The organism is Phytohabitans flavus (assembly GCF_011764545.1).
Taxonomy (GTDB): domain Bacteria; phylum Actinomycetota; class Actinomycetes; order Mycobacteriales; family Micromonosporaceae; genus Phytohabitans; species Phytohabitans flavus.
Genome location: NZ_AP022870.1, coordinates 870,639 through 883,293 on the forward strand (window position 1 = coordinate 870,639; position 12,655 = coordinate 883,293).

The window sequence follows — 12,655 nt, forward strand, 5'->3', positions numbered from 1 at the left end:
ACCAGGTCGTCGAGGCACTGCGGGCGTCGCTGAAAGAGAACGAGCGGCTGCGGCAGCGCAACGAGCAGCTCGCCGCGCTCTCGTCGGAGCCGATCGCGATCGTCGGCATGAGCTGCCGGTACCCGGGCGGAGTGAGCAGCCCCGAGGAGCTGTGGCAGCTCGTCGCCACCGGTACCGACGCGATCGGGCCCTTCCCCTCCGACCGCGGCTGGGACAACGGCAGCCTGTTCGACAGCGACGCCGAGCGGCAGGGCACGAGCTACGTCCGCGAGGGCGGGTTCGTGTACGAGGCCGCCCAGTTCGACCCCGCGTTCTTCGGGATCAGCCCGCGCGAGGCCCTGGCGATGGACCCGCAGCAGCGGCTGCTCCTGGAGACCTCGTGGGAGGCCTTCGAACGCGCCGGCCTCGACCCCACCTCCCTCAAGGGCAGCAAGACAGGTGTCTTCGCCGGGGTGATGCTCCACGACTACGCCGCCGGCGTGGAGAAGGTACCCAACGACGTCGAGGGCTACCTCGGCACCGGCAACGCCGGCAGCGTGGCGTCGGGCCGCATCGCCTACGTCTTCGGTCTCGAAGGTCCGGCGGTCACAGTGGACACCGCCTGCTCCTCCTCGCTCGTCGCGCTGCACCTCGCCGGCCAGGCACTGCGGCAGGGGGAGTGCGACCTGGCGCTCGTCGGCGGCGTCACCATCATGGCGACCCCGACCACGTTCGTGGAGTTCAGCCGGCAGCGAGGGCTCGCGGTCGACGGACGGTGCAAGTCGTTCGCCGGCGCGGCCGACGGCACCGGCTGGGGCGAGGGCATCGGCATGCTCGTCGTCGAGCGGCTCACCGACGCCCGCCGCAACGGTCACCACGTGCTCGCGATCGTCCGGGGCAGCGCGGTCAACCAGGACGGTGCCAGCAACGGCCTCACCGCCCCCAACGGGCCGTCGCAGGAGCGGGTCATCCGCCACGCCCTCGCCAGCGCACGGCTGTCCATCAGCGACGTCGACGTCGTCGAGGCGCACGGCACCGGCACCCGGCTCGGCGACCCGATCGAGGCGCAGGCCCTGCTCGCCACCTACGGCCAGGGGCGCGACGCCGACCGCCCGCTCCGCCTCGGCTCGGTGAAGTCGAACATCGGCCACACCCAGGCCGCCGCCGGCGTCGCCGGCATCATCAAGATGGCGATGGCGATGCGGCACGCCACCATGCCGCAAACCCTGCACGTCGACGAGCCCACCCCCGAGGTCGACTGGTCGCAGGGCAACGTCTCCCTGCTCACCGAAGCTGCGCCGTGGACCACCGACGGGGAACGTCCCCGCCGCGCCGGCGTGTCCTCGTTCGGCGTCAGCGGTACCAACGCGCACGTGATCCTGGAGGAGGGCGACCCCGACCCGGCGCCCGCCCCCGCGCTCGACGCCGCCCCGATCGTGCCGTGGGTGCTTTCCGCCCGGTCGGAGCCGGCGCTGCGGGCGCAGGCGGCCCGGCTGGCCGGATACGCGGAAGGCGGCGACGCGCGGCTCGGCGACATCGCGTCGTCGCTGCTGACCGCGCGTGCGGCGATGCCGCACCGGGCCGTGGTCGTCGGCGACGACCGCGACGACCTCGTGCGTTCGCTGCGCGAACTCGCCGCCGGTGAGGCGGGGGCCCGCGTGCTCACCGGCCCGGCCGGCGCCGTGTCCGGCGCCAAGGCCGTCTTCGTCTTCCCCGGCCAGGGCTCGCAGTGGGCCGGCATGGCCGCCGAGATGCTTCAGGACTCGCCGGTATTCGCGGCGGCGATCGACGAGTGCGCGGTGGCTTTCTCGCCGTACGTGGACTGGGACTTGCGTACCGCGCTGGCAGACCCCGAGCTGCTGGAACGGGTCGACGTCGTGCAGCCCGCCCTGTTCGCGGTGATGGTCTCGCTCGCGGCGCTCTGGCGGTCGTACGGCGTCGAGCCGGCCGCCGTCGTCGGCCATTCTCAGGGCGAGATCGCGGCGGCCTACGTGGCCGGAGCACTCTCCATAGAGGACGCCGCCCGGGTGGTCGCCCTGCGCTCCAAGGCGTTGATCCGGCTCGCCGGCACCGGGGCGATGCTCTCCGTCGCGGCCCCGGTCGGCGACGTCGAGGCGTGGCTGGCCGGCCACGACGAGGTCGCGATCGCGGCAGTGAACGGGCCGGCCTCCGTCGTCGTCGCGGGCGCCACCGCGGCAGTGGAGGCCTTCCAGGAAACGCTGACGGCGCGTACGCGGCGGGTCGCCGTGGACTACGCCTCGCACTCGCCCCAGGTCGAGGCGATCGAAGTCGAGCTGGCCGCGCTGCTCGCCCCCGTCCGGCCCCAGCGGGCACACACCGCGTGGTACTCCACAGTGGAGCGCGACTGGGTCGATGGTACGCAGGCGGACGCCGGTTACTGGTATCGCAACCTGCGCCAGACGGTGTGGTTCGCCCAGGCCACCAGCGCGCTGCTCGACGCCGGCCACCTCGCCTTCGTCGAGGCGAGCGCCCACCCCGTGCTGACCGCGGGCATCCAGGAGAGCGCCGACGCCGCGGGTGTGACGGCACTTGTCACGGGTACGCTGCGCCGGGACGAGGGCGGCCCGGAGCGCCTCTATGCCAGCCTCGGTACCGCCTGGGTCCACGGTCTTGCGGTCGACTGGACCCCGGCCGTCGCCTCGTGGCAGCCGCGCGTTGTCGACCTGCCGACCTACCCGTTCCAGCGTTCCCGGTACTGGCTGGACGCTCCCGCGGTGACGGCCGTGTTCTCGGACGCGGGCGACGCGCGGTTCTGGGAGCTGGTCGGCCGGGGTGAGATGGAGCCGCTGGCCCTGGAGTTGGGTGTGCCCGCCGACTCGGAGGCCTTGCGCGAGCTGGTGCCGGTGCTCGCCTCCTGGCGTGAGCGGGACACCCGCCGCGCCCTGGTTGACGGCTGGCGCTACGAGATCGCGTGGAAGCCCTGGACACCGGCGGCCGCGCCTGCTCGCCTCGAAGGTCGGTGGCTTGTCGCCGGCGACCCGGCCACGGTCGAGCACCTGGCTGCTGCCGGTGCCGAGGTGGTGCGTGTCGAGGGTGATCTGACCGACCGGCCTGCTCTGGTGGCTCAGCTGGTGCAGGCCGGTCCGTGTGCTGGTGTGGTGTATGCCGGTGGTGATGCGCGGTCGGTGCTGGTGTTGGCGCAGGCGCTTGGTGAGGCCGGTGTTGATGCTCCACTGTGGCTTGTCACGAGTGGGGCGGTGTGGACTGGCGACACCGATCGGGACGTGGACGCTGATGCTGCGCAGGTGTGGGGTCTTGGCCGGGTCGTGGGCTTGGAGGCGGCGGGCCGGTGGGGTGGCCTGATCGACGTCCGGGACGCCGGCTGGGATCGGCTGGTCGGCATCCTGGCGGGCGGGGGTGCGGAGGACCAGTTCGCGGTACGGCCGGCGGGTGTGTTCGTGCGCCGGCTGCGGCACGCCGCACCGGCACCGGCGGCGGTGGAGGAGCTGGCGATCGGCGGCACGGTGGTCGTCACCGGTGGCACCGGAGCCCTCGGTGGTCACGTGGCCCGCTGGCTGGCGGGGCGTGGTGTCGAGCGGTTGGTGCTGACCAGCCGGCGCGGCCTCGACAGTCCGGGTGCGGCGGAGCTGCGTGAGGAACTGCTCGCCGCGGGTGTGTCCCGCGTCGATGTGGTGGCGTGCGACGTGTCCGACCGCGACGCCCTCGCCGTGCTGCTGGCGGATATCCCGGACCTGACTGGTGTGGTGCACGCCGCCGGAGCCGGTCAGCTGACCGCGCTCGCCGATTGCGGGTTGGACGAGTTCGACGCCGTCCTGGCGGCGAAGGTCGACGGTGCCCGAAACCTGGACGAGCTGCTGGGTGACCGGCCGCTGCGACTGTTCGTGCTGTTCTCGTCGATCGCGGCGGTCTGGGGCAGCGGCGGTCAGGGCGCCTACGCGGCCGCGAACGCCTACCTGGACGCCCTCGCCGCCAACCGGGCCGCACGCGGGCTCGCGGCGACGTCGGTGGCGTGGGGCGCCTGGGAGGGCGACGGGATGGCAGCCGGCGGCTCGGCCGAGCAGGAGCTACGCCGCCGCGGCATCTACGGCATGGCACCCGACCTCGCCGTCACCGCCCTCCAGGACGCCGTCGAGCAGCGCGCCACCGTGATCGCCGTCGCCAACATGGGCTGGGACCTCTTCGCACCCGGGTACGCCTCGGCGCGCCCCCGGCCACTGCTCGACGACATCGAGGAGGCGCGCCATGCCCTCGACCCCGGTCCCGCCGGCGGCGCCGGGCCGGACGGTGCCGGCGACACCCCGCTCGGCCAGCAGCTCGCCGGACTGAGCGGCCCAGAGCGGGAGAACTTCCTCGTCGACCTGGTACGCGGCCACGCCGCCGCCGTACTCCGCTACGACTCGGCCGCCCCGATCGCCGCCGAGCGAGCGTTCAACGAGCTCGGCTTCGACTCGATGACCGCGGTCGAGCTGCGCAACCGGCTCACCGCGGCCACCGGGCTCCGGCTGCCCACCACGCTCATCTTCGACTATCCGAACCCACGAGCCCTCGCCGGCTACCTCGACGGGCAGGTCGCCGGCACCCGCCGCGAGGTCGTCGTCCACGCCGCCGTCGCCGCCGACGAGCCGATCGCCATCGTCGCGATGAGCTGCCGGTATCCCGGCGGCGTCGGCTCACCCGACGACCTGTGGCGGCTCGTCGAAGGCGGCGTCGACGGGCTCTCCGCGTACCCCACCGACCGGGGATGGGAGGTCACCGGCCCGCGCGACATCCGCCGGACCGGGCTCGGCGGCTTCGTGTACGACGCGGTGGAGTTCGACCCGGCGTTCTTCGGGATCAGCCCGCGCGAAGCACTGGCCATGGACCCGCAGCAGCGGCTTCTGCTGGAGGCGTCGTGGGAGGCGTTCGAGCGGGCCGGCCTGGATATCGGCGGGCTCAAGGGCAGCCGTACCGGCGTGTTCGTCGGCGCCGACAGCAAGGACTATGCGGCACTGCACGCCGCCGACCCGGCCAGCGTCGAGGGGTACGCGCTGACCGGTATGGCCGGCAGCGCGGTGTCGGGCCGGGTGTCGTACACGTTCGGGCTCGAAGGGCCGGCGGTCACTGTGGACACCGCGTGCTCGTCGTCGCTGGTGGCACTCCACCTGGCGGCGCAGGCGCTGCGCCAGGGCGAGTGTGATCTGGCGCTGGCCGGTGGTGTGACGGTGATGTCGACGCCAGGAGCGTTCGTGGAGTTTTCCCGGCAGGGAGGGCTGGCCGGCGACGGGCGGTGCAAGGCCTTCGCGGCGGCCGCCGACGGCACCGGCTGGGGTGAAGGCGTCGGACTTCTGCTGGTCGAAAGGCTCTCGGACGCGCGGGCCAAGGGGCACCAGGTGCTGGCGGTACTGCGGGGGAGTGCGGTCAACCAGGACGGTGCCAGCAACGGCCTCACCGCGCCGAACGGTCCGTCGCAGGAGCGGGTGATCCGGCAGGCCCTGGCGAACGCGCGACTGGCCCCGTCCGAGGTGGACGCCGTCGAGGCCCACGGTACGGGTACCCGGTTGGGTGATCCGATCGAGGCGCAGGCGTTGCTGGCCACGTACGGGCAAGGCCGCGAGCGTCCACTGTGGTTCGGCTCGGTCAAGTCGAACATCGGTCACACGCAAGCGGCCGCTGGCGCCGCCGGGATCATCAAGATGGTGATGGCCATGCGGCACGGAATGTTGCCGCGCACGTTGCACGTGGACGCGCCAACGCCTGAGGTGGACTGGTCGGCCGGAAGCGTCGAGTTGTTGACCGAGCCGGTGCAGTGGACTCCGAACGGGCATCCGCGCCGAGCGGGCGTGTCGTCGTTCGGCGTCAGCGGCACCAACGCGCACGTGATCCTGGAAGAGGGCGACGCCCCCGCGCTTGCACCGGCCGAGGATGTGGCGCCGGTGGTGCCGTGGCTGGTGTCGGCGAAGACCGAAGAGTCGTTGCGGGGTCAGGTTCTTCGTCTGGCTGACTTCGCTACTGGGGCTGGTGTGCGGCCGGTGGACGTGGCGTACACGCTCGCGACGGCCCGGACCCGGTTCGCGCATCGGGCATACGCGGTCGGCTCCACAGTGGAGAATCTGAGGTTTTCGACGGGCGTAACGCCTAGCGTCGGTCGGTTGGCTGTGGTGTTCACCGGTCAGGGTTCGCAGCGGCTGGGTATGGGCCGGCAGTTGCATGGTGTGCTGCCGGTTTTCACTGCCAGGTTCGACGAGGTGTGTGCCGCGTTCGACGGTTTGCTGCCGCGTCCGCTGGCGGAGGTGATGTGGTCCGACGTCGATGCGTTGGGCCAGACCTTGTATGCGCAGCCGGCGATTTTCGCGGTCGAGGTGGCGTTGTTCGCCCAGTTCGAGGCGTGGGGTGTGAGCCCGGACTTTGTGGCGGGTCATTCGATTGGTCAGATCGCGGCGTCTTATGTGTCGGGTGTCTTCGACTTGGCGGATGCGGCTCGTCTGGTGGCGGCGCGTTCGTCGTTGATGCAGGCGCTGCCGTCTGGTGGGGCGATGCTGGCGGTCCGCGCTACCGAGGCCGAGGTGTTGCCGCATCTGACGGACCTGGTGAGCGTGGCTGCGGTGAACGGGCCCACGTCGGTGGTGGTGGCCGGTGACGGCGGCCAGATCGACGCCCTCGAAAGCTTCTTCAGGGGTGAGGGCCGCAAGGTCAAGCGGTTGACGGTCTCGCATGCGTTCCATTCGCCGCTGATGGAACCGATGCTGGACGATTTCGCCGCCGCTCTGGCCGGGGTGACGTTCCGGGAGCCGTTGCTGCCCTTCGCGGAGCCGGTGGACACGGTCGATTACTGGGTGCGGCACGTGCGGCAGCCGGTTCGTTTCGCTGACACGGTCTCGTGGCTGGTTGGGCAGGGTGTGGGCACGTTCCTGGAGCTCGGGCCCGAGGGCGTGTTGACCGCGCTGATTCCGGAATGCGCACCGGACGGTGTGGCCCTCGCGTCGCTGCGGGGAGATCGGGACGAGGTCGAGGCCGCCGTCGCCGCGTTGGCCGGGCTACACAGCCACGGCGTCGGCGTGGACTGGGAGGCGTTCTTCAGTCCGTGGCAGCCCCGGATCGTCGACGTGCCAACGTACGCGTTCCAGCACTCCCGCTTCTGGATCGACGTGACCCGTCCAGCGGGAGGGCTGGATGCGGTCGATTCGCGGTTCTGGGAGCTGGTCGGCGGCGAGGTCGAGCCGCTGGCCCTGGAGTTGGGTGTGCCCGCCGAGTCAGAGGCGTTGCGGGAGCTGTTGCCGGCGTTGGCGTCGTGGCGTGAGCGTGATGCCCGTAAGGCGGTGATCGACGGCTGGCGGTACGAGGTCGCCTGGAAGCCGTGGACTGTGGCGACGGCGTCGGGCGCTCTGGCTGGTCGGTGGCTTGTCGCCGGCGACCCGGCGGCGGTCGAGCACCTGGCTGCTGCCGGCGCGGAGGTTGTGCGTGTCGAGGGTGATCTGACCGATCGGGATGCCCTCACCGGGCAGCTCGGCCCGTGCGCGGGTGTGGTGTACGCCGGTAGTGACCCGCGTGCGGTGTTGGTGCTGGCTCAGGCGTTGGGCGATGCCGGTGTGCAGGCGCCGCTGTGGCTGATCACTACCAACGGAGTCTGGACCGGCGACACCGAAGCTGATGTGGATGCCGACGCCGCTCAGGTGTGGGGGTTGGGTCGGGTCATCGGGCTGGAGGCGGCGGGCCGGTGGGGTGGCCTGATCGACCTGCACGACAACACGGGCTGGGACCGGGTGATCGGCATCCTGGCCGGCGAGAGTGCGGAGGACCAGTTCGCCGTCCGCCCGGCAGGTGTGTTCGTGCGTCGGCTGCGGCACGCCGCCCCGGCACCGGCAGCGTCACAGGAGCTGACGGTCGACGGCACGGTGGTCGTGACCGGTGGCACTGGCGCCCTCGGCGGTCACGTGGCCCGCTGGCTGGCCGGGCGTGGTGTCGAGCGGCTGGTGTTGACCAGCCGCCGCGGCCTCGACAGTCCGGGTGCGGCCGAACTGTGTGAGGAGCTACGAACCGCCGGCGTCGCGCAGGTCGATGTGGTCGCCTGTGACGTCGCCGACCGTGATGCCCTGGCCGCGTTGCTGGCGGACATCCAGGACTTGACTGGTGTGGTGCACGCGGCCGGTGCCGGTCAGTTGACCCCGTTGGCCGATTGTGGCTTGGAGGAGTTCGACGCGGTTCTCGCGGCGAAGGTCGATGGTGCCCGAAACCTGGACGAGCTGCTGGGTGACCGGCCGTTGAAGCTGTTCGTGTTGTTCTCGTCGATCGCGGCGGTTTGGGGCAGCGGTGGTCAGGGCGCGTATGCGGCCGCGAACGCCTACCTAGACGCGTTGGCCGCTAACCGGGCCGCACGCGGTCTCGCGGCGACGTCGGTGGCGTGGGGTGCGTGGGCTGGTGACGGTATGGCGGCCGGTGAGACCACCGACTATCTGCGTAAGCGTGGTGTGGTGCCGTTGGACCCGGCTACCGCGATCGCTGGGCTGCAAGCCAGTGTGGAGGCCGGCTACACCACCACGGTGCTGGCCGGCATGGACTGGGAGCCGTTTATTGCCGGGTTCACCGCGGCCCGCCCCCGTCCCCTGCTGGACGACCTGCCCGAGGTCCAAGCCGCCGCCCAGACACAGCCGGATGCCGGTGGCGAGTCACGACTGGCTACCCAACTGGCTGGCCTGGACAACGCCGGCCAGCAGGCACACATCCTGGAGCTGGTACGCGACCAGGTCGCCCGGGTGCTCGGGCACGCCGGACCCGAGGCGGTCGATGCGGCGGTGGCGTTCAACGACATGGGCTTCGACTCGTTGACTGCGGTCGAGTTGCGCAACCTGCTGACCGAGACCACGGGCCTTCGCCTGCCGGCCACCCTCGTCTTCGACTATCCGAATGCGGCGGTGCTGGCCGAGTTCGTGCTCGGGCAGTTGTCCGGTGCCCGTGCTGAGGTGGTGGTGCATGCCGCGGCGGTGGTGGATGAGCCGATCGCGATTGTCGGGATGAGCTGCCGGCTGCCTGGTGGTATCGATTCGCCGGAGGAGTTCTGGTCGCTGCTGGCCGACGGCGACGTCGCGGTGACCGATTTCCCTGATGATCGTGGTTGGGACCTGACGCGGTTGTTCGACGACGACCCCGACCAGTCCGGCACGTCGTATGTGCGGCAGGGCGGGTTCGTGTCCGCCGCACAGTTCGACCCGGGCTTCTTCGGGATCAGCCCGCGCGAGGCCATGGGCATGGACCCGCAGCAGCGGCTGCTGTTGGAGGCCTGCTGGGAGGCCCTAGAGCGGGCCGGCCTCGACCCGGCCGGACTGCGGGGAAGCCGTACCGGTGTGTTCGTGGGCGCCGCTTCCACCGATTACACGGCGCTGCTGGCCGGGAGTGACCCCGGCAGCGTCGAGGGCTACGTGCTGACCGGAAATGTCGGCAGTGTGATTTCTGGACGGGTGTCGTACACGTTTGGGCTTGAGGGTCCGGCGGTGACGGTGGATACGGCGTGTTCGTCGTCGTTGGTGGCGTTGCATTTGGCTGCGCAGGCGTTGCGGCAGGGTGAGTGCACGCTGGCGTTGGCTGGTGGTGTGGCGGTGATGTCGACGCCGGCGACGTTTGTGGAGTTTTCTCGGCAGCGTGGTCTGGCGCCGGACGGGTTGTGTAAGTCGTTCGCGGCCGGTGCGGATGGCACGGCGTGGGCCGAGGGTGTCGGTGTGCTGGTGGTGGAGCGGCTTTCGGACGCGCGCCGTAACGGCCACAACATTCTCGCGATCGTGCGGGGTAGCGCGGTCAATCAGGATGGTGCGAGCAACGGTTTGACGGCGCCGAACGGACCGGCCCAGGAGAAGGTGATCCGGCAGGCGCTGGCCAGTGCCGACCTCACCACTGGTGACGTGGACGTGGTGGAGGCCCACGGCACCGGGACTGTGCTGGGTGACCCGATCGAGGCCCAGGCGTTGCTGGCCACCTACGGGCAGGGCCGGGAACGTCCACTGTGGTTGGGCTCGGTGAAGTCGAACCTCGGTCACACCCAGGCAGCAGCTGGAGTTACCGGGATCATCAAAACGGTCCTGGCGATGCGGCACGGGATGCTGCCCCGTACCTTGCACGTGGACGCCCCGACCGATCAGGTCGACTGGACCGACGGCGCGATCGAACTACTCACCGAACCCGTCGAATGGACTCCCAACGGCCGGCCCCGCCGAGCGGGCATCTCCGCCTTCGGCGTGAGCGGCACCAACGCCCACGTCATCCTGGAAGAAGGCGACACCCCCGAACCCCCACCAGCCGAGGATGCGGCACCGGTCGTGCCGTGGGTGCTGAGCGCCAGGACCGAGGAGTCGTTGCGCGGCCAGGCGGCCCGGTTGGCGTCGTTCACCGCCGGCGGAGTTCAACGGCCCGCTGATGTGGGCTGGTCGCTGTTGTCCCGGTCGCGGATGCCGTTCCGGGCGGTCGTCGCAGGTCGTGACGTGGCGGAGCTGAGCGCCGCGCTGCGGGGTTTCGCCGACGCCGACCCCGAAGGTGCGGGCCCGGGTGGGGGTGCTGGTCGGGGTGTGGTGTTCGTGTTCCCCGGTCAGGGCTCGCAGTGGGTCGGCATGGCCGTGCAAATGCTTGAGGACTCACCAGTCTTCGCGGCGGCGTTCGACGAGTGCGCGGCGGCTCTGTCGCCGTTCGTGGACTGGGATCTGCGGGACGCCGTAGCCGACCCGGAGCTGCTGGAGCGGGTCGACATCGTCCAGCCGGTGCTGTGGGCGGTGATGGTTTCGCTGGCGCAGGTGTGGCGGTCCTACGGGGTGAAGCCGGCTGCGGTGGTGGGTCATTCGCAGGGTGAGATCGCGGCGGCGTGTGTCGCGGGTGCGTTGTCGCTTGAGGACGGTGCGCGGGTCGTAGCGCTGCGGTCGAAGGCGTTGCGGGAGCTGGCTGGTGGCGGTGCGATGGTGTCGGTGGCGGCGTCGGTGGAGCGGGTCGAGGAACTGCTCGAAGGCCACGACGGAGTGTCCATCGCCGCCGTCAACGGTCCCGGATCCGTGGTGGTCGCCGGCCTGACCGGGCCGGTGGACAAGTTCCTGCGGTTCCTGGACGCGCGGGAGGTGCGTAACCGGCGAATCGCGGTGGACTATGCCTCTCACTCGGTGCAGGTGGAGGCGATCGAGGCGCAGCTTGCCGAGGTCCTGGCACCGGTCCGGCCGCGCCGGGCACAGACCGCCTGGTACTCCACCGTGGAGCGAGGATGGGTCGACGGATCGCAGGCGGACGCCGGTTACTGGTATCGGAATCTGCGCCAGACGGTGTGGTTCGCCACCGCCACCGAAACCTTGCTGGGCGAGGGCTTCCGGGGTTTCGTGGAGGCCAGCGCCCACCCGGTACTGACGATCGGCGTCCAGGACAGCATCGACGCAGCGGGTGCCCCGGCGTGGCTGACCGGCACGCTGCGCCGCGACGAGGGCGGCCTCCAGCGCCTGTACACGAGCCTTGGCGTGGCGTACGCCAACGGGGTCGACGTCACCTGGAAGTCGGCGTTCGACGGTGTGCGGCCGCGGACGGTCGAGCTGCCCACGTACGCGTTCCAGCACAACCGCTACTGGCTCGACATCGCGGCCAACTCCACAGGGGACGTGACCGGCGCCGGCCTGACCGCAGCCGACCACCCGATCCTCGGCGCGGCCGTGGCGCTCGCCGACGGTGACCGGGTCGTGCTCACCGGCAGGATCTCCGTCAAGACCCACCCGTGGCTCGCCGACCACGCGGTCATGGGCACCGCGCTGCTGCCCGGCACCGCCTTCGTGGAGCTCGCCATCCGGGCCGGCGACGAGGTCGGGGCAGCACACCTCGACTCGCTCACCGTCGAGAGGCCGCTGGTGCTCACCGCCGCCGTACGGCTGATCCAGGTCACCGTCGCGGCCGCCGGGGAGGCGGGCCGGCGCGAGGTGGCCATCTGGTCCCGGCCCGAGGGCGACGAACACGGCTGGACCCGCCACGCGGCCGGCGTGCTCACCGCCGCCACCGACGAGGCGCCCGCCGCCGGCGACCTCGACACCTGGCCGCCCGCCGGCGCCGAGAGCATCCCGCTGGAGGGCTGGTACGACGGCGAGGACGAGGTCGGGTACGGCCCGGCGTTCCAGAACCTGCGCGCCGCGTGGCGCCGCGGCGACGACATCTTCGCCGAGGTCGCCCTGGCCGAGGAACAGCGCCGCGACGTCGCCCGCTTCGGGCTGCACCCCGCGCTGCTCGACGCCGCCTTCCACGCCGCCGCAGCCGCCGGGCTCCAAGGCGCCGGCGTGCGAGGTGTGGCGCTCGACTGGCGAGGCTTCGACCTCGTGGCCGGTGGCGCCGCCGAGCTGCGGGTACGGCTGTCCCGCGTACCCGATGGGCTCGAACTGCTGGCCGCGGACCCGTCAGGGGCCCCCGTCGCCGCCGCCCGCGCGGTGACCCTGCGGCCCGTCGCCTCCGACCAGCTGAACGCGACCGACGTCGCCGGCTCCCTCCTGCGCCTGGACTGGACGGCGGCGCAGGCGGAATCCGGTGTCGCGCCGCTCTTCGTCGACGACCTGTCCGAGCTGGACGAGCGGCTGGAGGTGCCGCCGATCGTGGCGATCCGGGTGTCGCGGCCCGACGTGGCGGCACCCGCACCCCTGGCCGTACGGGAGGTCACAGCCGCCGTGCTCGCCCCGGTGCAAGCCTGGCTCGCCGACGAGCGGTGGGCCGCCACCACCCTGGC

At 71.6% G+C, this 12,655-nt stretch carries 2 pseudogenes; both read left to right on the forward strand.

Annotated features, from left to right (window positions below):
• Positions 1 to 29 precede the first annotated feature (29 nt).
• Positions 30 to 11,426 (forward strand): annotated as a pseudogene (locus Pflav_RS48360) (type I polyketide synthase); the annotation flags it as partial.
• A 168-nt stretch (positions 11,427 to 11,594) separates the two neighbouring features.
• Positions 11,595 to 12,371, forward strand: a pseudogene (locus Pflav_RS49225) (polyketide synthase dehydratase domain-containing protein); the annotation flags it as partial.
• Positions 12,372 to 12,655 lie beyond the last annotated feature (284 nt).